This window comes from Prochlorococcus marinus str. MIT 0918 (assembly GCF_027359415.1).
Classification (GTDB): domain Bacteria; phylum Cyanobacteriota; class Cyanobacteriia; order PCC-6307; family Cyanobiaceae; genus Prochlorococcus_E; species Prochlorococcus_E marinus_C.
On the sequence record NZ_CP114780.1, the window covers coordinates 359,312 to 382,827 of the forward strand.

General features: G+C 31.1%; 23 protein-coding genes and 1 tRNA gene. 12 read left to right on the plus strand and 12 right to left on the minus strand.

What is annotated here, in order from left to right; all coding sequences use genetic code 11:
* Positions 1–56 precede the first annotated feature (56 nt).
* On the plus strand, positions 57–539 hold the full coding sequence (gene coaD / locus O5636_RS01925; RefSeq protein ID WP_269622942.1) for a pantetheine-phosphate adenylyltransferase: 483 nt from the start codon (positions 57–59) through the stop codon (positions 537–539).
* A gap of 4 nt (positions 540–543) precedes the next feature.
* On the opposite strand, the gene O5636_RS01930 is transcribed toward coaD, so the two are convergent.
* The 4 genes from O5636_RS01930 to dapF are packed head-to-tail and all read right to left on the minus strand — an operon-like array spanning position 544 to position 4,524.
* Positions 544–1,809 (minus strand): D-alanyl-D-alanine carboxypeptidase, encoded by a 1,266-nt coding sequence (locus O5636_RS01930; RefSeq protein ID WP_269622943.1) that lies wholly within the window; start codon positions 1,807–1,809, stop codon positions 544–546.
* Between the two features lie 19 nt (positions 1,810–1,828).
* The gene (locus O5636_RS01935; RefSeq protein ID WP_269622944.1) at positions 1,829–2,467 is read right to left on the minus strand and encodes a DUF1995 family protein; all 639 of its coding nucleotides are present in this window, start codon (positions 2,465–2,467) and stop codon (positions 1,829–1,831) included.
* Positions 2,464–3,660: a cysteine desulfurase family protein gene (locus O5636_RS01940; RefSeq protein WP_269622945.1), complete on the minus strand. Its 1,197-nt coding sequence runs from the start codon at positions 3,658–3,660 to the stop codon at positions 2,464–2,466. Before O5636_RS01940 ends, O5636_RS01935 begins: the two co-directional genes overlap by 4 nt.
* A gap of 6 nt (positions 3,661–3,666) precedes the next feature.
* Complete coding sequence (gene dapF, locus O5636_RS01945; RefSeq protein WP_269622946.1) at positions 3,667–4,524, minus strand: diaminopimelate epimerase; 858 nt, start codon at positions 4,522–4,524, stop codon at positions 3,667–3,669.
* A gap of 120 nt (positions 4,525–4,644) precedes the next feature.
* Here dapF and leuS point away from each other — a divergent pair, with 120 nt between their 5' ends.
* A complete protein-coding gene (leuS, locus tag O5636_RS01950; protein WP_269623499.1) occupies positions 4,645–7,218 on the plus strand; it encodes a leucine--tRNA ligase in 2,574 nt (857 codons plus the stop codon).
* Here the strand turns inward: leuS and O5636_RS01955 are convergent.
* Positions 7,215–8,816, minus strand: a complete 1,602-nt coding sequence (locus O5636_RS01955) for a glucose-6-phosphate isomerase (RefSeq protein WP_269622947.1) — start codon at positions 8,814–8,816, stop codon at positions 7,215–7,217. The two genes, leuS and O5636_RS01955, sit on opposite strands and share 4 nt — an antisense overlap.
* Before the next feature lie 152 nt (positions 8,817–8,968).
* On the opposite strand from O5636_RS01955, the gene purN reads away from it, so the two are divergent.
* Complete coding sequence (gene purN / locus O5636_RS01960) at positions 8,969–9,616, plus strand: phosphoribosylglycinamide formyltransferase (protein WP_269622948.1); 648 nt, start codon at positions 8,969–8,971, stop codon at positions 9,614–9,616.
* Here the strand turns inward: purN and argC are convergent.
* Positions 9,613–10,692, minus strand: a complete 1,080-nt coding sequence (argC, locus tag O5636_RS01965) for an N-acetyl-gamma-glutamyl-phosphate reductase (protein WP_269622949.1) — start codon at positions 10,690–10,692, stop codon at positions 9,613–9,615. The two genes, purN and argC, sit on opposite strands and share 4 nt — an antisense overlap.
* Positions 10,693–10,794: 102 nt before the next feature.
* On the opposite strand from argC, the gene ribBA reads away from it, so the two are divergent.
* On the plus strand, positions 10,795–12,441 hold the full coding sequence (gene ribBA, locus O5636_RS01970; RefSeq protein WP_269622950.1) for a bifunctional 3,4-dihydroxy-2-butanone-4-phosphate synthase/GTP cyclohydrolase II: 1,647 nt from the start codon (positions 10,795–10,797) through the stop codon (positions 12,439–12,441).
* 9 nt (positions 12,442–12,450) lie between these two features.
* Here ribBA and O5636_RS01975 read toward each other — a convergent pair whose 3' ends face one another.
* The 6 genes from O5636_RS01975 to O5636_RS02000 all read right to left on the minus strand — a co-directional run bounded on the left by O5636_RS01975 (position 12,451) and on the right by O5636_RS02000 (position 17,749).
* The gene (locus tag O5636_RS01975; protein ID WP_269622951.1) at positions 12,451–12,888 is read right to left on the minus strand and encodes a peptidylprolyl isomerase; all 438 of its coding nucleotides are present in this window, start codon (positions 12,886–12,888) and stop codon (positions 12,451–12,453) included.
* Positions 12,889–12,985: 97 nt separating this feature from the next.
* A complete protein-coding gene (murQ, locus tag O5636_RS01980; protein WP_269622952.1) occupies positions 12,986–13,936 on the minus strand; it encodes an N-acetylmuramic acid 6-phosphate etherase in 951 nt (316 codons plus the stop codon).
* A complete protein-coding gene (locus O5636_RS01985; RefSeq protein ID WP_269622953.1) occupies positions 13,937–14,338 on the minus strand; it encodes a DUF3110 domain-containing protein in 402 nt (133 codons plus the stop codon).
* Positions 14,339–14,367: 29 nt separating this feature from the next.
* Positions 14,368–15,321 carry a DnaJ domain-containing protein gene (locus O5636_RS01990; RefSeq protein ID WP_269622954.1) on the minus strand — a complete coding sequence of 318 codons (954 nt, stop codon included), beginning with the start codon at positions 15,319–15,321 and terminating at the stop codon, positions 14,368–14,370.
* Entirely contained in the window at positions 15,305–17,299 is a 1,995-nt protein-coding gene (dnaK, locus tag O5636_RS01995) for a molecular chaperone DnaK (protein WP_269622955.1), read from the minus strand. Before dnaK ends, O5636_RS01990 begins: the two co-directional genes overlap by 17 nt.
* 363 nt (positions 17,300–17,662) lie before the next feature.
* Positions 17,663–17,749: transfer RNA gene (locus O5636_RS02000), tRNA-Ser, on the minus strand.
* A gap of 90 nt (positions 17,750–17,839) precedes the next feature.
* Here O5636_RS02000 and O5636_RS02005 point away from each other — a divergent pair.
* From O5636_RS02005 to psaK, 8 genes are all read left to right on the plus strand, one after another.
* On the plus strand, positions 17,840–18,703 hold the full coding sequence (locus O5636_RS02005) for an inositol monophosphatase family protein (RefSeq protein WP_269622956.1): 864 nt from the start codon (positions 17,840–17,842) through the stop codon (positions 18,701–18,703).
* Positions 18,704–18,745: 42 nt separating this feature from the next.
* Positions 18,746–19,924, plus strand: coding sequence for an ATP phosphoribosyltransferase regulatory subunit (locus O5636_RS02010; protein ID WP_269622957.1), 1,179 nt, complete (start codon positions 18,746–18,748; stop codon positions 19,922–19,924).
* A 7-nt stretch (positions 19,925–19,931) separates the two neighbouring features.
* Positions 19,932–20,153: an indolepyruvate ferredoxin oxidoreductase subunit alpha gene (locus O5636_RS02015; protein ID WP_269622958.1), complete on the plus strand. Its 222-nt coding sequence runs from the start codon at positions 19,932–19,934 to the stop codon at positions 20,151–20,153.
* A gap of 80 nt (positions 20,154–20,233) precedes the next feature.
* Positions 20,234–22,135, plus strand: a complete 1,902-nt coding sequence (gene htpG, locus O5636_RS02020) for a molecular chaperone HtpG (RefSeq protein WP_269622959.1) — start codon at positions 20,234–20,236, stop codon at positions 22,133–22,135.
* A gap of 50 nt (positions 22,136–22,185) precedes the next feature.
* Positions 22,186–22,422 (plus strand): 50S ribosomal protein L28, encoded by a 237-nt coding sequence (rpmB, locus tag O5636_RS02025; protein ID WP_269622960.1) that lies wholly within the window; start codon positions 22,186–22,188, stop codon positions 22,420–22,422.
* Between the two features lie 98 nt (positions 22,423–22,520).
* Positions 22,521–22,823 (plus strand): DUF2499 domain-containing protein, encoded by a 303-nt coding sequence (locus tag O5636_RS02030; RefSeq protein WP_269622961.1) that lies wholly within the window; start codon positions 22,521–22,523, stop codon positions 22,821–22,823.
* A gap of 5 nt (positions 22,824–22,828) precedes the next feature.
* Positions 22,829–23,143 (plus strand): DUF3593 domain-containing protein, encoded by a 315-nt coding sequence (locus O5636_RS02035; RefSeq protein WP_269622962.1) that lies wholly within the window; start codon positions 22,829–22,831, stop codon positions 23,141–23,143.
* A 76-nt stretch (positions 23,144–23,219) separates the two neighbouring features.
* Complete coding sequence (gene psaK, locus O5636_RS02040; protein ID WP_269623500.1) at positions 23,220–23,480, plus strand: photosystem I reaction center subunit PsaK; 261 nt, start codon at positions 23,220–23,222, stop codon at positions 23,478–23,480.
* The last annotated feature ends 36 nt before the right edge of the window (positions 23,481–23,516 follow it).

The following is a 23,516-nucleotide window of genomic DNA, read 5'->3' on the forward strand; positions in this document are numbered from 1 at the left end:
TAATTAAACTGACTCTAATCTCAAATCCTAAATATTAACAACCATCAACTTAAATAATGAAAGTTTTATACCCAGGTAGTTTCGATCCACTAACATATGGACATCTTGATCTAGTCCAAAGAGCCTCTGAGCGATTTGGAGATGTAATAATTGCTATTTTAGATAATCCTACAAAAGTTCCCACATTTTCTATCGAAAGACGAATTCAGCAAATTAATTCCTCAATAAGCAATTTGCAAGGTATTAGAGTTATTAGCTATAGAGGCTTAACAGTACAATGTGCAAAAAAGTACAAAGTTGATCTAATATTAAGGGGACTAAGAGCTATGAGTGATTTTGAGTATGAACTTCAGATAGCTCATACAAATAGGACTTTGGATAATTCAATAGAAACTATATTTTTAGCAACAGAATCACATCATAGTTTTTTAAGTAGTTCAGTAGTTAAAGAAGTAGCACTGTTTGGGGGCAAGGTAGATCATATGGTTCCACCGATTGTTGCTACTGATCTTTATCAAATAAATAATAAAAATAAATAATTAATTAATAATTACATTTTTTTTGGTTGTAAATAGCTGAAAGAATATCATTAAAGTAATTTAAATTAATAAAACTATTATTTTGTATAATACTCAAGATTAAATTACCATTAGGAGTATTTACAATATAGCCTGATAGTGATCTTACATTTTGAAGAGTACCTGTCTTTCCAATGAAGTTACCATAAGTTTCTTTTGAAATATAATTATTTCTAAGTGTTCCTCTATATCCAACTAAAGAAAATGATGATACGTAATACTTTCGGTGTTTATGATTATCCATATAATAAAGAATTTTGGCTAATGATAATGTTGTACTTCTATTTTTTCTTGATAGACCACTACCATCAAATAAAGAAAATCCATGCTTTTGTATACCAATATTACTTAGCCAAGATGATAATCTCTTAATTGCTATTTTATTATTCCAAGACTTAGCAGAATTTCGTAATAAAATTTCACTAGTAAAATTATGACTTTCAGAATTGGCTAAATTTAGCAACATGTAAATAGGGGCAGAATTTATCACATATATAATATCTCTATTATAATTAGTATTAAATAAATTTAGGTCTAAATATTTAATAGGAATTTCAATATTACTAGTAGATAAATAAGAAGCTAGGATATTAGAAAATCGATTAATAGGATTCTGAACTGAATTAGTATTAGAATTACTTGTAAGGGCTAATTTAGTTATTGGAGCTCCATAGGATTCTAACTTGTCATTCTTATGCCAGTATTCAGGCCACCAATATTCCTTTTTTATCTCATAGAGTAAGATTTTATTATTTTTTTTGTATAAAAATTTATTATTAATAATAGAATCTGAAATTTCTTTTACATGATTTATATTTAAATCTGGATCTCCTTGTCCTAATACTTCGTAATTTCCAGAAGAATTTTTATATACCTTTGTAGATAAAGTAGAGTTCGGACCTAATTTTGAAAGTGCATATGCTGTTGAAAATAATTTAGTATTCGATGCTGGGATTAATTGTTTATTACTATTAATATCTACAATTATATCTGAATTATCCTTAATTAAGGTAATGCCCCATGAATTTTCATATGGATATATAATACTTCTAATTTTATTATCAAGTGGTATACAGATATTTTTATTAAAATCACTTGTTTTTAAGACATACTTAGTATATTCATTATATATAAAGTCAGGTATTAGATTTTTAAAATTAAAATTATTCTTATTTAAGGAGAAGGAAAAAATACCTGTAAATATACTTAATAAAATTAATCTCTTTCTCATAAACCTATTAATCAACATTTTAATCAGACAAGGCTATTGTTATAGATTCTTTATCAGGTCTTGATGTAAATGATTCCTTAAACCTAAATCCATCTCTAGAATAAGAGTATAATAACCAATCATTGTCATACTTTTTATAAAGTGCTCCTGTATTGAATGGTTCTAACCAATAAAGTTTATACCAGGACTTAATAAAGTTTATTCTTCGTTCTCTTCCTACATAACCTACTCCAATAGCTGTCTCTTCTAGTTTGCCATTTATCATAATACTAGGGACATGTATAGAGTTAATTAATTTCTCATAATCATCATATTCATATGGCTGAGGTGATACAGATATAACTAAATTATAATTTATAGTAGATATATTATCTGATAATTCTTTATATGAATAAATGATTGATGATAGTTCGGGATAATCTCGTTTAGCTAGCGCTGTGTTTCCTGAATCAGAAAAGATAACAATAGGACTATAATTACTATTAAAAAGACTTTTATATAGTCTAAATGTAATGGGCATCAATTTTAAACCTTGAAAACCAAGAAATATTGAAAATCTATTATTATTAGCATCTTTTAATGCAGATAATAATGAGAATAAAATTTCCTCTTCACAAAGTTGTAAGTCAGATGGAAGGTTAATTTTATTAGTACTCATAAATCCATATTAAATAACTTTGTTATTGTAGAGTCTATAATATTAGCCACCTGAATTGTATCTAGGTTTAAATTCCATGAACCAAGACTTATTCTAATTGATGAACCTAACAGTTTATCCTCTATTCCAATTGCTTTTAAAACATAGCTTTTCTTATTATTGTATGAGGAACAAGCTGTCCCACTACTAATATATATACCTTTATTTGAAAGTTCTAAAACTAGTTTATTTGCTGATAGTACCTTATTATTTCTTGGAAGTATGATCAATGATATATGATTTGGAAGACGATTTATATTATCGCCAGTAAATACAATACCTTCAATTTTATTTATTCTTTCCCTTAATTGTGTGGTCTTCTTTGAAATATCACTGGATTCAAATATAAAATCACCAGAATTTATAGAGGAACATTTATTAATTTGATGTAACGCAATTGACATCCCATAAACTAATGATACAGATTGTGTTCCAGAACGTAAACCTGACTCTTGACCTCCTCCCCCAAGTATTGGAGTAAAGGACTTTATATTCTTATTATCTATTATTAATAACCCTATTCCCTTTGGACCTCTAAATTTATGAGCTGACGCAGATAAACTGTTAATATTCAAATCATTAAAATTAAATATTCCTTGTGAAATCACCTGAGTAGCATCTGTATGGATATAAATATTTCTTTTCTTACATTCAGAAGCTATTGAAAAAATAGGTTGAATAGTCCCTATTTCACTCTGACCCAATATTAAAGAAACAATTTTTGTTGGGTAATCTAGCATTTCCTCCATATATGACAAATCTATACGACCATTTCTATTTACAGGCCAGTAAAGCAATTGCCATCCTTCATTCTTTAACTGTTCAGCTGCATATTTGACGGCAGGATGTTCTACAGAACTAATTACAATGCGTCCTGGTTTTATAGACCTTGCCTTTCCTATTAAAGCAAGATGAATAGATTCAGTAGCATTTGATGTGAAAATTATTTGCTCTGCTGAAACATTAAATAGTTGGCCAATCTTAAATCTACTTTGTTCTAAAATCTCAGCTGCCTTAATTCCTTCTAAATGTATACTAGAAGCATTACCCCAATATATTCTTTCAGTTTTACTAATCTCCTCTATTACTGATGGGTGAGGTGGAGATGTTGAACAAGCATCTAAATAATTCGTATTATTTGTTTCTACAAGCATATATATCTAAATTTCTATTGAACCTGAGAAAACATATTTAGCTGGTCCACTCATATATATATCTCCACTTTTATTTGGCCATTCTATAAATAAAGTACCTCCGGGCAAAATAATGTTAGCTTTTTCATTACATAATTGTAATGTTGCTGAAACAGCTAATGATGCACATGCTCCGGTACCACAAGCAAGTGTAGGACCACAACCTCTTTCCCATACTAATAATTCAAGTGTTTCTCTATTAACTATTTTTACAAAATGAACATTTGTCTTTTCAGGAAAATATGAACTATTCTCTAATACTGGCCCTAATTTTTCAAAGCGTATAGAATCAAAATCATCTATAAAAGTAACTAAATGTGGGTTACCCATGCCAGCAGCATAAATCTGTAAACTTGTATTTTCTATATTAATAATACCTGTAGGAAGATTATCCTTACCCGTAGCTAAAGTTGTAGGTATATTATTAGGGGTAAAAGTTGGTTCACCCATATTTACTTTAATATCTCCATTAGTTTGAAATCTTGCATTTAATAATCCAGCAAGGGTTTCAATATTAAATTCAGTTTGGTTATGTAAATTATTAGTATCAATAATATATTTAACTAGGCATCTAATACCATTCCCACACATTTCAGCTAAGGATCCATCGGAGTTATAAATAATCATCTTAGATATTCCATTATGATCTGGTTTGGCATTAATAATAATTCCATCAGCTCCAACACCATAATGTCTATCACATAAGCTTTTAATTAAATCTCTTTTAATACTAAATAGTTTATTAGCTTCTGGAGATTTAAATCCATCAATAATTATAAAATCATTACCTGTACCTTCATATTTCTTAAATTTTATGGGTGTCATAGAATTAAAATAATTAAATGAAAATAAGTATTATTATATTTTATTATGGGTGCAACTATTAATAAATGTCTTGTAAAATAAGAATAAAGCAATCTTTTATTTCATTACAGAGCATAAGTGATCGCAGAATCCTCAAACAAACCTTTATCTAAAGGAATCTCTAATACATACAACCATGCTGATTTAGAAAAAAAATGGCAACAAAAATGGATTGAAAGTTCCTTATATAAGACTAGGCAACCCCAAAAGGATCAAAAAACCTTTTATGCATTATCAATGTTTCCATATCCATCTGGAAATCTTCATATGGGACATGTAAGAAATTATGTAATCACAGATGTCTTGGCAAGAATGCATCGCATGAAAGGTGAAGCAGTTCTTCACCCTATGGGCTGGGATGCATTTGGATTACCAGCCGAGAATGCAGCTATAGATAGAGGGATTGATCCAGATATATGGACTAAAAAAAATATATCTCAGATGAAAACCCAACTAAATAGTCTTGGGTTATCAGTAGATTGGGAGAGAGAAATTACAACATGTGATGAAGAATATTATAAATGGACCCAATATCTATTCCTTGAATTATTTGATGCTGGATTAGCCTACCAAAAATCAGCGACTGTTAATTGGGACCCTATTGACAAGACTGTATTAGCTAATGAACAAGTTGATATAAATGGAAAATCGTGGCGATCAGGTGCAATTGTTCAAAAAAAAGAGTTAAAGCAATGGTTCTTAAAAATAACAGATTATGCCGAAGAATTACTTAAAGGCTTAAATAAGCTAAGTGGTTGGCCAGATAATGTAAAAACTATGCAAGAGAACTGGATAGGTAAGTCTCAAGGAGTAGAGGTTAAATTTAAAGTTAAAAATAGTCCTAATCTATTGATAAATGTATTTACAACTAGAATAGATACAATATATGGTGTAAATTATCTGGTTTTAGCTCCTGATCATCATTTAGTAGATAAATTAATAGCTGATGAAAATAAAGACTCTCTTAAAATTTTTAGAGATAAAGTTAATAGACTTAGTGAACAAGATAGAACATCAGATTCAAAACAGAAGCAAGGGTTGGATTTAGGAGCTAAAGCTATAAATCCTATAAATGGAAAATCAATTCCAATTTGGATCGGAGATTATGTACTTTCTTCATATGCCACAGGAGCTGTTATGGCAGTTCCAGCTCATGATTTAAGAGATTATGAATTTGCTAAAAAATATACATTACCTATAACATATGTAATTAAGGGAAATAGTAGTCTAGTTGATGAGACAAGACCATTTACATCAAAAGGTATATTAATCAATTCTGGAAAATTTAATGGGCTAAAGTCTAAAATAGCTATATCAGAAATAACAAGTGTAGGTATAAATGATGGATGGGCACAGAACAAAGTTAGTTATAAACTTAGAGATTGGTTGATATCACGTCAAAGATATTGGGGATGTCCAATACCAATTATTCATTGTGATAAATGTGGAGTAGTACCAGTTCCAATAAAGGATTTACCTATCAAACTTAATAAAGATAAATCTATTAAAAGTATAACTTGTCCAAAATGTTCATGTAAGGCAAAATTAGAAACAGACACAATGGATACATTCATGTGTTCATCCTGGTATTTTTTACGATATGTAGACGCAACTAATAAAAATGAACCTTTTAATAAAGAGTTAGCAGATAAATGGCTTCCAGTAGATCAATATGTTGGAGGTATTGAACATGCAATATTACATCTCTTATATTCTAGATTTTTTGTAAAAGCTTTAAAAACTAAGAAACTTATTAATGTAAATGAACCATTTAAAAAGTTATTAACGCAAGGAATGGTTCAAGGAATTACATATAAGAATCCATCATCTCAAAAATATATCAAAAATAATGATATAAAAGACCATAAGAATCCATTAGACCCATTAACTGGAGAAAAACTACAAATAGTTTATGAAAAAATGTCAAAATCTAAATATAATGGAGTTGATCCATCTGATGTGATTAACAAATTTGGAAGCGATACAGCAAGGATGTTTATACTTTTCAAAGCCCCTCCAGAAAAGGATTTAGAATGGGACGATTCTGATGTAGAAGGTCAATATAGATTCTTAAATCGTGTATGGAGAATTTTTAATGATCTTCTAAGAGATAGAACTATAGACCTTTCGAATTCATCTCAGAGCATAGTATATACAGATTTAAATAGTAAAGAATCAAATCTACGTAGAATAGTCCACTTATCAATAAAAAACATATCTAATGACCTGGAGGAGAATGCTCAGTTTAATACAGCAATTTCTCAATTAATGATACTTACAAATACACTATATGAAACTGTAGAATATGTCCGAGATTCCCTAATCATAGAATCTTTAGAAGTATTAACATTATTATTAGCACCTTTTGCTCCACATTTATCAGAAGAATTTTGGTTTTTGTTAAAAGGCAATGGAAGTGTCCATGACCAAAAGTGGCCTAAATTTGATTCAAGGGCAATTATAGAAGATAATTATAATTTAGTGATACAAATTAATGGAAAAGTTAGGGGTATGATTAAAGTCAATATAAATGAATCTGATATTCAGCTAAAGGATAAGGTTTTAAATTCTGAGGTAACTAAGAAGTGGATAGGAGCTAAGCCTATAAAGAGATATATATCAGTTAAAGGAAAATTAATAAATATTGTAATTTAATTAGTTCTTTTAATAATTAATGATGAAGGTTCTGACCAATCTCCATTAATCGTGTAAAAATCTTGATTTACAGATATGTGCCTTATTATAAGAAAGACACTCTCACAGGATGAATGATTTAGCTTAGAGACAATGTCATTAATAGAGTATGGTTTTTTATCAGAAAGAATATTCTCTATCTGTAGTTTAAGAGAAATTAAATTAGAAGCCGCTTTTTTACCAGCCTCTACTCCTGGTTGATGGTAGGCGTTAATATCAATTAATTCAGCATATAATCCTACAGATCTTTCAAATAAAGCAATTAAGGCTCCTAAAGAAAATGCATTAAATTTTCTAAGACTAATTGTTATACTTTGTCGACCATTTTCTGAAAGAGCGAGTCTAGTGCCTTGTAAGAACCCAGATAAGTAATCTCCTGGTGATTTATCATTTAATGTAGGAATATCCTTGTTATCTTGTAAAATTTCTATAAATGTAACAAAAAAGTTATCTATACCATCTCTTAATTGCTGAACATATGCATGTTGATCAGTAGAGCCTTTATTTCCATAAACTGATAAGCCTTGATTTACTATATTACCGCTTCTGTCTTCCTGCTTCCCTAAGGATTCCATAATTAATTGTTGAAGGTATTTACTAAAAACTTCCAATCTGTCTTGATATGGAAGTACAACCATATCTCTAAGTCCTTTACCATCCCCAGAGTAATACCAAGCAGAAGCTAATAATGCTGATGGGTTTTGGTAAATATTTTTTTCCCTTGTTATTGAATCCATAGTTGATGCTCCTTTAAGAAAATCATAAATATTTTCATCAATTAAAGCTAAAGGAAGGAGGCCTACAGATCCAGTTATACTTGTTCTTCCACCTACCCAATCAGGCAGATCAAACCTTTTTAGCCATGATTCCGATTTAGCAATTTTGTCTAATAAACTATCTTTCATTGTTATTGCTATTGATCTTTTAGACCATTCAATATTATTTCTCAACAAGAAATGCTTAGCTTGATCCATTGCTATTTGTGGTTCTGGTGTACCTCCAGATTTACTAACTACAACAAATAAAGTTGTTTTAAGATTATTTTTTAATGAAACTAACTTATCATTAATACCATTTGTATCAACATTATCAATAAAAATAAAATTCAAACCTTTAGTTGATTTCTTTAATGCATTTATTATTAAAATAGGACCTAAACCACTACCCCCAATACCTATCCAACAAACATCTGTAAATGGCTTATTATCTTCATTTTTAATTTTACCTGAGAGTATATTTCTTCCAAATTCAGCTATATCTGAAATTCCTTCTGTTACAAGATTAGATATTTCTTTTGTAGGTGCAAGTAAAGAATCTCTTAACCAGTAATGACCAACTTGTCTGTTTTCATCTGCATTTGATATAGCTCCTTTTTCTAATTTATCAATAGCATCAAAAGCTTTGTTAAAAGGTGTTGATAATGATTCTATATTAGATGAAGTGATTTTCATTCTACTAATATCAAGCCACAAGCCCAACTCATCATTAAAATAAAGCAAGTTAGAAAAGCGTTTCCATTGTAGATTGGCATTATCGCTGCTGAAGTCTGGGAAGTTCATATTTGGCAAAAACTCTGTCGTTTATTCTCAACTGCTTATAGTATGAATGATTTAGCAGAAAAATACGAGGAATTATTAAAGAAACAAATTAATTGGACAGTTATCATTATTAACTATATTATTAATTAATCAGTAATGATACTTACTTCTATATGAATAATCTAGAATCTAAAACAATAATTAGCCCAGCCTATAAAAAGCCAATATCCTTTTCTCCTAGGATAAAATTAGCTATAATGGCATCAGGTAAAGGATCAAATTTTAATACTATATTAACAGATATACAGAATGGATACCTTGATGCAGATATAATATGCCTAATAGTTAATAATAAAAACTGTGGGGCTTATAAAATCGCGAAAAAAAATAGTATCCCTATATTATATCTAGACCATAATTGTTATGTTTCAAGACAGGAATTTGATAAAGCAATAATTAATAAGCTTAATAATTTTTACGTAGAAGGAATAGTAATGGTTGGTTGGAATAGAATTGTTACTAATATCTTATTAAATGAATATCAAGGTAGAGTAGTTAATCTCCATCCTTCCCTACTTCCTAGTTTTAAAGGTAATAATGCTATAAAAAAGGCTATAGAAGCTAATGTTTGTATAAGTGGATGTACTGTACATTTAGTAGAAGAAAAGGTAGATTCTGGTGAAATTTTAATTCAATCTGCAGTTCCTATTGATATTGAAGATGATGAAACTTCTCTTTTAAGAAATATTCAAATACAAGAGCATAAAATTATAAGTATTGGAATTTCTCTTGCTGCACAAAAATGGAGAAGAAATATTTAAGGATAGAAATTTGATGTAGGCAATCCTGTATTTATATTTAACCCTGCCATTATATTTAAACATTGAATAGCTTGACCAGCTTGTCCTTTAAGTAAATTATCTATAACAGACATTAAAATAATCCTTCCATTTCGTTTATCTACCTCAACACTTAATAAGGTATTATTAGTATTTTTTACCCATTTTGTCATGGGATAAGTACCAACAGGTAAAATTTTGATTGAAGGGTAATTTCTATATACAGTTTCTAATACTGTCTTACAATCCTCTGCTGTTAAACAAGGATCTCTTAACCTTGCATATACAGTGCAAAGCATTCCTCTAACCATTGGAACCAAATGAGGAGTAAATTGAATTTGAATTGAGTTACCAGTTATATGATTTAATTCTTGTTCTATTTCTGAAGTATGACGATGTCCAATAACACCATATGGTGATATTGATTCTGAACACTCAGATAACAATAGATGCTGTTTAGGGTCTCTACCTCCGCCAGATGTACCTGTCTTAGCATCTATAATTATGCCATCATTTTCTATTAATCCTTGTTTGAGAAAAGGTATTAAAGGTAATAAACTTGCTGTTGGAAAACATCCTGGTGAGGCTATAATTTTTGCTTTTGAAATATTTTCATAATTCCATTCTGGTAGTCCATATATAGCATTTTTACATAAGACCTCATCACTCCTAAAATATTTAGTTGATTCTTCTGTATAAACATCTCTCCATTTATCTAATGATCTATATCTATAATCAGCTGAAAGATCTATAACCCTAACATTTTTATTTATCAATTCAGGAACTAACTGAGATGATAATCCATTAGGCAGACTAAGTATAACATAACTGGCTTTATCAGAGATTATATTAGGATCAGGAGATTCAATAATAGGATTATTTTCTAATTGCAAAAATGGATGTAGTTCATTCCATCTTGAATTAGCAGTTTTATTCCCACCAAGAAATGTAATCTCAAAGGATGGATGATGTTTTAGTATTTCAAGAGCTTGAATGCCTCCATAACCTGAAGCTCCTACAACAGCAATATGATTAGATGTATTCTTTAATGAGTTCATACTAAAATAATATAGTTCAAAATTAGAACTTTTTTTAAATTTATGCTAATGATATCTATAACCTGACATTAGCAACGTTTCATCAATTTCAAGAGGTACTAATTGAACAGAAAAGAAGAACTAAATGTTTTATTCGACCCAATAGCAGATGCATTAGCTGCTATAAGAAATGGCGAATGTATTGTCGTAGTCGATGATGAAAGTCGTGAAAATGAAGGGGATCTAATATGTGCAGCCCAATTTGCTACACCACAACAAATAAATTTCATGGCAAAGGAAGGCAGGGGATTGATATGTCTAGCTATGGATGGAGAAAGATTGGATCAATTAGATCTCCCTTTAATGGTTGATAGGAATACAGATTCTAATGAAACAGCATTTACTGTAAGTATTGATGCTGGCCCTGAATATTCGGTGTCAACAGGTATTTCAGCAGAAGATAGAGCAAGAACAATACAGGTAGCAATCAGTCCAAATACAAAACCAAATGATCTAAGAAGGCCTGGCCATATATTTCCCTTAAGAGCAAAAAAGGGAGGTGTTTTAAAAAGAGCTGGTCACACAGAAGCAGCTGTAGATCTGGCCCAATTATCAGGTTTATCTCAAGCAGGGGTTATATGTGAAATTCAAAATGCAGATGGCTCTATGGCCCGTTTGCCTGAATTAAGAAATTATGCAAAGAAATGGCAATTAAAAATAATAAGTATTGCTGATCTTATTAAATACAGATTAGAGAATGAGAGATTTGTTTTTCGTATGGCAACAACCAAATTGCCAAGTATTTTTGGTGATTTTGAAGCTATTGGTTATTCAAATAAGTTAGATGGTACAGAACATATTGCATTAGTAAAAGGAACACTAGGAAAATTTAAAGAGCCTGTTCTAGTAAGAATGCATTCGGAGTGTTTAACTGGTGATGCTTTTGGATCATTAAGATGCGATTGCCGACCTCAATTAGAAGCTGCATTATCACGAGTTACAGAAGAGGGAGAAGGAATAGTCGTATATTTAAGACAAGAAGGTAGAGGAATTGGATTAATTAATAAATTAAAAGCTTATAGTTTGCAAGATGGAGGCCTAGATACAGTTGAAGCTAATGAAAGGCTTGGCTTTCCAGCAGACCTTAGAAATTATGGAGTTGGTGCACAGATACTAACTGACCTAGGTATCCAGAGACTAAGATTATTGACAAATAATCCAAGAAAAATAGCTGGTCTTGGTGGTTATGGACTAAAAGTTGAAAGTAGAGAACCATTAGTTATTTGTCCTGGAGATCATAATGCTGATTATTTATATGTTAAGAGAACAAAGCTAGGTCATTTTATAGATGAGAATTATCAATATGAATCCAATAACTATTATGTAATTTATTGGGATGGTACATCTACAAATAACAATTTATCTGTCCTTAAAAACAACGCAGAAGCAATAGCTAGAGAATATCAATTGAAACTTAGTCCAGAAAACTCACCAAGACTTTTAGCTCTATGGGAAAGGCCAAATTTCGTTTGGAGAGTAGATAATTGCAAAGATATAAACTCAATTTACGATTTATTGTTGTTGATTAGTAACTGGGAAGGTACAAATAGGGTTGGAATATTTAGTTCAAATAACAAACAACAAGCTATACACCCATCTCAAAACTTAGAAAATAACACTTATACTTTAAATGATCTAAAGGATAAGAAAAAAGAGGCGCTTGATTTAATCTCTAAGAAAAAATTACCATATATAATTACCTGGAAATAAATAGAAACCCTAGTCGATTATTGTTAAAGTTTTTATCTCTGTACCATTTTGAATATTAAGAACAGCAGATATATCATCTGTTTTTCCAAATACAGTGTGCACCCCATCTAAATGAGGTTGAGCCTCATGAACTAGGAAGAATTGACTACCTCCTGTATTTTTGCCTGCATGTGCCATAGACAATGAGCCAGGAAGATGTTTGTTCTTATTGATTTCACAATCAATGCTATAGCCAGGTCCTCCTGTCCCTGGTATTCCACTTGAACCTTTTCTACTATTAGGACACCCACCTTGCGCCATAAACCCAGGTATAACACGATGAAATGAAAGACCATTATAAAAACCTTCTTTAGATAGCTTTACAAAATTAGCTACTGTATTAGGTGCTTCTTCATCAAATAACTCTATGTTAATCTGACCTACATCAGTATCCATGATGGCTTTCATTTTTTTTAAAAGTTAAAGTTCAAAGATAATTATATCCTATATTCATTATCTAAATAGAAAATATTTTTAACCCAATATAAAAGAAATTATATGAATATCATGTTCTTATACCTAACTTAGAAAGTGTATTTGGCAAGTGATCATTGTTTTCCTTTAATTCTTTTATTGAATTAACATAGTTCATTCCAGATAATCTCATCAAAATAGAAACTTTAACGGAACCTCTAGATTCCTCTAAGAGTTTTATAGCTGCGTCACGATCAATATTCAATAAATCACATAAAATTCTTATAGATCTATCTAAAAGTTTGTTATTAGTTACAGAAAGGTCTATCATTCTATTCTTATATACTTTACCTAATTTAATCATTACTCCTGAGGAAATAATATTTAGTGCCATCTTTGCTGCTGTTGCTGCTTTCAAGCGTGTAGATCCAGCTATTATTTCTGGACCTGTAATCAATCTTATATCTATATCTGTACTGAAATTAGATTGATCTTTTGTGACTGATGTTATTAATATAGTAAGTGCACCTAATTTTTTGGCATATTCCAAACTGGAAATTACATATGGTGTTGTTCCACCAGCTGTTATTCCTATCAAGCAGTCATTTGAAGTGAATTTACGATCTTTTAGTTCTTTTATTGATATTTCAGTATTATCTTCTGCTTGTTCTGAACTCTTAACTAAGCTTTCATAACCACCTGCAATAATTGCTTGCACCAGATCAGGAGATGTACAAAATGTAGGTGGACATTCACTAGCATCAAGAACAGCAAGCCTACCTGACGTGCCTGCTCCAATATAAAACAATCTTCCTTTATTATTTAATCTATTATAAATCATATCTATGGACTTAACTAGGTTCTTTTTGGAATATTTAATAGCTAATTGAGGTTTCAAATCTTCTTCTATAAATACATCAACCAACTTATCTGTATTATATAAGTGTATATTTTCACTATTATCATTTTGTTGTTCAGTAATAAGATGTCCTCTATCCTTTATCTCGTTAATTTCTCTAGCGTAATCTTCAAATCTATTCATTTACAATAGATTCTCTAATTGATTTCTAATAGTATCTAATTGATTATTATTAAGTTCGTTAACTTGATTACTTCTATCATTTATATGTTCATCTAGTAGATTAAAGTCTAAATTCTTCTCTGGTGGGGCTATTAAAAGTCTATCTTCCTCTGATTTAGGTATAAAACCTTTTTCTACAAAGCGAGATTCATAGCCGGCTTCCTTACAAAAAGAATCTATCTCTGATTCTTCTATTGCTTCAATTGTTGGTTTAGGAAAGTCCTGAGCTTCTAAAAGTCCGCAATACCTTTCAGCATCATCCTTATTTTCAAACATTAGTACAATTGTTTTTCCATTTAATTCAATCGAATGAATACCTTCATTCTTATCACCTATTTCATAAAGCAGGACATGTACAAGCATTTTTATCAACTTAAAGAAAATTGATGAGACTAATTATCATCATATGATAATTCCTGAAGCCTTTTATATAAGGCTAATTCTGAGTCTGTTAGATCAGCTGGTAACACTATAACAACCTCTACAATTTGATCACCTACTAATTCTTCATATTCAAGTCCACGTCCCCTTAATCGTAGTAATCGCCCTGAAGATGACTTGGGAGGAACCTGCAATATAACAGGTCCTTCTAGGGTTGGTATTTCAACTCCACAACCAAATAAAGCATCTTGTGGAAATAATTCCAATCGGTATAAAACTCTTAAGCCATCTATCCTTAATCCATCATCAGTTTCTACTCTTAGTTGAATAAAATGATCCTTCCCTCCTTCTGCAACTCCAGGTAATCTTAATCTCCATCCATCTCCAGCAAAAGAGGGTGTTTGTATTTCAACTAAAGTTCCATTATTTAATTCAATTTGTATTTCAGTTCCATTCAATGATTCATCAGGTGTTAATTCAACTACAGATTCTTGATCCTCTAATTGTTTGATTGGTGGTGGAGAAGTAGGAGATGGTGTAGGCTTATCAAAATCTTGATCTATATCATCTATATAAAATTCCTCTTCTAAAAATTCATCAAAATTATTTAAATTATATTCTTCTACATCTTGTTCATTATTAAAACTAGATTCATTATTAATACTATCTATCTGTATCCCTAATACTTGATTTAGATATTCATTATAAGAAGGAAAACCTTCTGCAAATAATTCAGAGGGAGCATTATTCTGTGACTCCCATAAAGTACGTTTTTTAGGATCTATTAAAACTTTATAAGCCTCATTAATTAATTTAAAACGTTCTTCAGCATTTCTATCGTTAATATTTAAATCTGGATGCCATCTTCTAGCTTCTGATCTAAATGCTGATTTTATTTGAGACAGGTCACTCCCAGGAGATAGACCCAAAATAGACCAATAATCTGGTTTAGCTGTAGAAGTCATTGTCCCAGTCATCTAGATTTCTATTTTTATACCCACGATTTCTAGCTTGATTTTGCGGCTCATAATCCCATGGATCATCATCCCAATAATCATCTGCAAATAATTCATCTTTTAATGATCCAAAAGTATTTTTTATACCTTGAATAGGATTATTATCTGATCTCTTTTCAGCAGAAATTCTTCTATTTAATCCAAATAATGATTCCTGAAGAGAAGAAACAGATATATCTAACTCTGCTAAATCATTATTTTCTAAATAATCTTCTACATCTCTAATTGCTACTTCTACTGCTCTTTGTTGTCTCTCTGCACAATAAGGACCAAATTCAAGAGAAACATCACGTAATCTTCTTTCTGCCTGAGCTACAAGAGTTAGAGCATTATTTTTTTGATCAATAGAAGCTCGTTTTTTGCGATCTGAATCAGCTTTTTGCTTTGCCTCATTTATTAAATTATTTACTTCTTCTTCATTTAGATTAGAACCACCAGTAATGCTTACCGACTGTTTTCTGCCCGTTGTTCTATCAGTAGCACTTACTTGAAGCATTCCATTAGCATCTATATCAAATGCCACTTGTACTTGAGGGACACCTCTAGGAGCAGGAGGAATACCTGATAAACGAAATTTACCAAGCGATTTATTATCTGCTGCGAGTTGCCTTTCACCTTGCCAGACATTTATCTCTACAGAGGATTGATTGGGTTCAGATGTACTAAATACATCAGATTGTCTTACAGGAATTGGTGTATTTCTAGGAATTAAAACTTTCATAAGGCCTCCTACAGTTTCCAATCCCAATGACAAAGGAGTTACATCATTCAGCAAAAGATCTCTTAATTCTCCAGTAATGATTCCTCCTTGAACTGCTGCACCAATAGCTACAACTTCGTCTGGATTGACTGATTGAGATGGTTTTACAGGGACAAATGTTTTAACAAGTTGTTGAACCATAGGGATTCTTGTGCTTCCACCAACTAAAACAACATCGTTAATATCATCAGAGTTCCAACCAGAGTCATTTAGAACATTCTCCACAGGTTTTAACAACCTATCCATTAGATCCCTACATAGTCCTTCAAATGTTTTTCTATCTAGAACAGTTTCTATGTGCAAAGGGCCATTAGAACCAGTTGCAATAAAAGGTAGTGAAATAGGGGTTGAATTCAGACCAGATAATTCTTGTTTGGCCTTTTCAGAAGCCTCAGAAAGGCGTTGAAGAGATTGTCTGTCTCTTCTTAGGTCTATTCCATTCTCTTTTTTAAAATCTTCAGCCAACCAATCAACAATTTTCTGATCAAAATCATTTCCACCTAATTGTGTATCGCCAGAGGTCGCTTTAACATCAAAAACTCCATTAGAAATTCTTAGCAAAGATATATCAAATGTCCCTCCACCTAGATCAAAAACTAAAACTCTAGAAGCTGCTTTCTTATCAAAGCCATATGCCAAAGCTGCCGCTGTTGGTTCATTTAAGATTCTCTCTACTCTTATACCTGCAAGAAGAGCTGCATCTCTAGTAGCTTGTCTCTGAGAATCATTAAAATAAGCAGGTACAGTTATTACAGCAGAATCAATAGTTTCAGATAAATATTTTTCCCCATCATCTATTAACTTTCTAATGATACTTCCAATCAATTCTTCAGGTGCATATTCTCTTTCCGTGATTGGGCATATAACTCTAACGCTTCCTTGGTCATTGGATTTTATTGTATAAGGGACATTTAAGCTGGTTTCTTCTAATTCATCCCAAGCTCTTCCTATAAATCTTTTTAGATTTGAAAAGGTATTTCTAGGGTTAAGTACTAGTTGTCTTCTGGCTTGTTGACCGACCACCAATTCTGAATCCTTTGTATATCCAATTACTGATGGAGTTGTTCTAAGCCCTTCAGCATTTGCAATTACAAGAGGGCGTCCAGCTTCCAAAACTCCGATGACGGAGTTAGTGGTACCTAAATCAATTCCAACAATCCTCCCCATGGCTGTTTTTATTTGCTCCCTACGGTAACGTTCATCGGCTCACTAACCAAGTTTTTTTTACTGATGCACACTTAAGATAAAAGCATTAATAAACTTAAAAAGCAAAGATTGTTAAAATAATATTTAGAAAAAATAACTTGAAAATTTATAAATTAAATTTTTATGCATAATAATAATATACTATTATGCAATTTATTTTAATAGATAGATTAACTAAATATGCATTACAACAAGTTTATCAATATCTAATTAATTACATTTAATTAGAATATATAAAAATTTATTTTGCAAAAGTCTAAATTTCCTTTATATATTAATATATAAAGAGAAAATTAATATATTTATTATTAAAGTTTTCTAAAACGGAGAGGGAGGGATTCGAACCCTCGATAGAGTTGCCCCTATACAGCATTTCCAGTGCTGCGCCTTCGACCGCTCGGCCACCTCTCCATACATTTGAAATGTTCTTCAAATCTAACAGAGGAAGTGCTATAACAAAATAAAGTTTCTATTTTACATAACTTAGATCTGTCTTTAAAAATGACATCTTTTAAATGTGTTCAAGCATCTAATAAAATAGGCCTAGATCAAGAGACTCTAGATAATTTATCTGTAATTTCAAGAAAAGCAGCATTAATAGGAGGTAAAGTATTGATGAAATATTATCAAGATATAACAACAGTTAAAAATAAAGGTAGCGAAGGTGATTTGGTTACAAATGTAGATATAGAAGCTGAAAACATAATAAAAGAGTATTTAAACAAAGAAACACCGAAAATTGGAATCCTAGCTGAAGAAAGTGGTTCCTCTGGGTATATAGATAATTTAGCTTGGTGTATAGATCCACTAGATGGAACAACGAATTTCGCACATGGCTATCCTTTTTTTGCCACGTCAATAGGTTTAATTTCTAACAATAGCCCAATACTTGGGGCAATTTATATACCTTACTTAAAAGAACTATACTGGGGTACTCCAGGTAAAGGGTCATTTTGTAATAACAAAAAAATCTCAGTCTCGAAAACAATTATTTTAAAAGAATCTTTATTGGTTACAGGGTTTTCATATGATAGAAGGATAAATAACAATAATAATTATGCAGAATTTTGTTGGTTAACACATAGAACTAGAGGAGTTAGAAGAGATGGAGCAGCTTCGGTTGATTTAGCTCTATTAGCAGCAGGCAAAGTTGATGGATATTGGGAACATGGATTGCAAAAATGGGATCTTGCAGCAGGTGCTCCTATAGTTGAGCTTGCTGGTGGATTTATTTCTCATTATAATTCTGATGAGTTTGATCTTAGTAAAGGTAGTATTGTTGCTACTAATAAAGGAATTAGAAATGAGTTAATAGAAGAACTTAATAAAGTTACACCGCTTAGCCAAAAGTCTTATGGTGTATAACAATTAAAGCTAAAAGTTAAAACTTCACAAATTACAATTTCAATGTCTATACAGTCAAAATTTGAAACAAAGGATTTAAACCCTGATGAGGTTAAAAACAACAAACAAATTATTTTTAGACTTTCTAATTTATATAAAAAATGGGGATATGAAGAGATTTCACCACCAACATTAGAAAGAATAGAAACATTAATAGCTGGAGGAAAAATTTCTCAAAAAGAAATAGTCAAGTTAGTAGCAGATGAGCCAATTGGTTTAAGACCTGAAATGACAGCATCTATAGCCAGGGCTGCCAATACAAGGTTTGCAAATAAAAAAAGACCTTTAAGATTTTGGTCACCAGGGATAGTATTTAAAAGTAAAGAAGATAGTGAAGGTAGATTTACAGTTGAAGAAAGTCTTCAAAGCAACATTGAACTTATAGGCATACGAGATATGTCTGCTGAAGTTGAGCTTTTATATCTCCTATTGGAATCATTAGAATCATTAGAAATTAATCCCAAACATAAGCCCATTCTTTTAATTGGTCATAAGTCTCTAATAGAACTAATAATTCAAAATATAACCTCAGACTATAAGTCAATAGTGAAGACTTGCTTAACTAATTATGATCTAATAACGATAAATAAATTAGATCTAAAAGAGAATATAAAAAATATCCTACTTAACGTTCTAAAAATAAGAGGTAATCCCTTTAATATTTTAAGTCAATTAGAAAAAATATATGGTAAAAAAGATATATTTGAAGAATTAAAAAGACTTTTTTCTACTATCGAAACAATTGCTGATAAACATGGTGTTTCTATTAAATTAGATCCAACTTATCAACCACATTATGATTTATATACTGGTATAACATTCCAACTAGTTTGTCAAACAGATTACTCACCCATTGTTATAGCAAGAGGAGGTAGATATGATGATTTATTCAACATGTTTAATTATTCAAACAACAAAGAAACTGGAGCAGGGTTTTCATTTTCTATTGATAACATAAGATTGTTACAGAAAAATAAAGGTAATAATAATAATAATATTAAGAAAAGAATACTAATTGCATATAGCACAAATAGAATTTACGAAGATGCTTTATTTAAGCAATTAGAATTACATAAAAATGGTTTCCAAGCGATGGTTGAACTTACACCTTTCAAGACTAAAGAAGAAGCTCAGAAATTATTAATAGAGAGGGACTATGATCTTCTAGAATGGTTACCTTAAAGTTAAAATGCCTCATTCTATAAATAGTGATGTTTGCGAAGGAATAGCATTATGTGTGGAAGCATGCCCAGTAGATTGCATTAATATCGGTAGAGGTTTAAATAAGAAAGGGACTAAATACTTCTATATCAACTTTTCAACATGTATAGACTGTGGGGTATGTTTTGCAGTTTGTCCAGTAAAAGGTGCGGTCATTGATGAAGAAAGACCAGAACTACAAAAAAACTGAGAAGGTACGGAGAATACTGCTTATTCACTCTTGAGAGTTTTATACCTAAGAACTTAACGTTATTATAAATAAATAAAACTATGGCTGTAATCGAAGAAGGGCAAATTCAGATTCATACTGAAAACATATTTCCTATTATAAAAAAAGCAGTTTATTCGGATCATGAAATCTTTTTGCGTGAGTTAGTTAGCAATGGAGTTGATGCTATAAACAAGAGAAGAATGGCATCAATCGCTGGGGATTGTGAGTCTGGTGATGAAGGTAAAATCCTTATAAGTATCAATCGAGAGGAAAAAACACTAACGTTTTCCGATAATGGGATAGGGATGACAGATACAGAAATTAAAAAATATATAAATCAAGTAGCATTTTCAAGTGCTGAGGAATTCCTAAAAAAATATGAGAATAATAATGAACAAATAATTGGTCATTTTGGTTTAGGTTTTTATTCTAGTTTTATGGTTGCCAAAAATGTTGTAATAATATCTAGATCCGCAAAGAAAGATAGTAAAGCAATTAAATGGTCATGTGATGGATCTCCAAAATTTAGCTTAGAAGAATCAGAAAGAGAAGAGATTGGAACAGATATAATTTTATATTTAATGGATGAAGAAATAGAATTCATAGAGCCAAGTCGTATTAATACGCTAATAAAGAAATATTGTGACTTCATGCCAGTAGATGTTCAATTAGATGGGAAATCGATAAATAAAAGAAATTCACCATGGAGAAAAAGTCCTAGAGATTTGAATGATAATGATTATATTGAGCTATATAAATACTTATATCCATTTCAAGGTGATCCTTTGCTATGGATACATTTAAATACAGATTATCCCTATAACCTTCAAGGTATTCTTTACTTCCCAAAAATCACTGGAAGAGCAGACTGGGAAACTGGAGAAATAAAACTTTACTCTAATCAAGTCTTTGTCAGCGATTCAATTAAAGAAGTTGTGCCAAGATATCTACTTCCCTTAAGAGGAATTATTGACTCTACAGATATTCCTCTTAATGTAAGTAGAAGTGCACTTCAGTCAGATAGAAGAGTTAGATCAATAGGAAATTTTATATCTAAAAAAATAGCTGATAAACTTAAATCAATTAAAAATGAAGATCCAGATTTTTATGCAGAAATCTGGGAATCGATTGCTCCTTTTATCAAGATAGGAGCAATGGAAGATGACAAGTTTGCTGATATGGTAAGTGAACTAATAATTTTCAGGACAGTTAGACAAAAGTCTTTTGAAAAAGATGATAATGTTATTAATTTTGAAAATAATAATTATACAACTATAAATGAATATATAAATAGATTATCCAATGAAAATGATAAAAAAGTTCTTTACTGTACAGATGAAATTGCTCAAGCTAATCCATTAGATTTATGGAAAAATCAGGGCAATGAAATTTTAACTGCTGATACAGTTATTGATTCGCAATTTATTCCCTGGATAGAATCTAAAAAAGATAATGTTACATTCCAAAGAGTAGACTCAGAAATAGTGGATGATCTAAATGATGATTCACCAGAAATAACAGGTAAAGATGGTGAAAAAGCATCTGAAATAATAAGAGACCTAATTAAGAAAGCTATAAACAATGAAAACGTATCAGTAAAGGTTCAAACATTAAAGTCTAATCCTGATGTTCCTGCAATGATTCTCTTACCTGAACAAATGCGTCGAATAAATGATATGGGAGCACTGATGGAGCAGAAATTACCAGGTCTCCCCGATAATCATGTGCTTTTAGTAAATAAAAGACACCCAATTATTGAAGGTCTATCAAAACTTAAATCAAATATTCTTATAATAGGTTCAGAAGGAAGTTCAGAAAATGATCAATTACTAAATGACATAGCCATAAATCTCTATGAAAGTGCATGTTTAAGCGTAGGTGGATTAGATCCACAAGGCATGAGTAATTACCAAAAGAAAACCACTGATCTAATGGGGAGATTGATATCTAAAATCTCCTGAAGCCCAATAATTTGATAAGATATAAAAAATCCTTTTGCAGCTATAAGTCTATGTCTCGAGTTTGCGAGCTATCAGGTACTAAAGCAAATAATGGCATGGCAGTTAGTCATTCCCATATTCGCACAAAAAAACTACAACAGGCAAATCTCCAAAAACGACGTATTTGGTGGGAGCAAGGGAATAGATGGTTAAATCTTCGAGTTTCAACTAGAACATTAAAAACTATCCAAAAAAAAGGATTAGGAGCATATGCAAAATCCCAGGGTATTGATTTAAATAAGCTATAACCCCTTTTTAATTTTAAAAATATAATATTTATTCTATGGACCAAATATCTTAAATAATATTATTACCTACTAACATTATTTTAAAAGCTAAAAGAAATATGCATGTACTTTCGCTGCCAACTTGGTTTATTCATATTTTAACTTTATTTGAATGGTTACTCGCTATATTTTTTATTAATCAAATATCAAAGCAATCAAATAAAAAGGCTCTTAAATGGTTAGCAATGGCAATGCTTCCAAATCTAGCAAGTGCTATGGCAGCTATAACATGGCACATATATGATAATCCTTCATCCTTATATGGTTTGGTATATATTCAGGCCCTCCTTACTTTTATAGGAAATATCTGTTTGGCATTAGCTGCTTGGAATCTTGTTAAAACAGAAAAACAGCTTATATAGGAAGAATGAACAATCCTTTACTCTTTTTCAACGAACTTGACCCAGGACCTATTTTTGTCATATCACTTTTCCCTTACCTTGTTTTTCTTTATTGGGCTCAGAAATCAAAATCAATACCCTTGGTTTCTCTATGGGGATTTAGATTGACTCTTCTCTTTGTTGGTATGACTATAATTTTTTCAATAATCGCAGCTTTAAAATATGGCCAAGAACTTACTGATGTTGACTATTTACATGGATCAGCTGAAGCCTTTCTAACATTAAGCGATGGGTTAGTAGTACTTGGTTTTGCAGGGCTTTTGTCAAAAAGAGGTGAATAACTCTTAAGAGGTAGGAAATGTTTGTGGTTAAATGTGCTTTATACAGGAGAATAATAATGTTGCTCTAATTGTGTTAATGATTACAAATCTATTGGCTGCTGCAGCTCCTGCGACATTTCATTGGTCACCTAAATGCGCAGCAATAATGATTTTATGTAATGTTCTTGCCTACGCTATAGCAAGAGCAAACATAGCTAAGCCCAATGAAGGCTTTGAAATTCCTAATTCAAAGTATTTTGGTGGTATGAGTCATGCATCTGTAGTAGCCGCTAATTGTCTAGGTCATATCCTAGGGATAGGTTCAATCCTAGGCTTAGCAGCTAGAGGCGTCCTCTAAAAATAAATTAGATGAAGTTAGCTTAAATATTTAAAT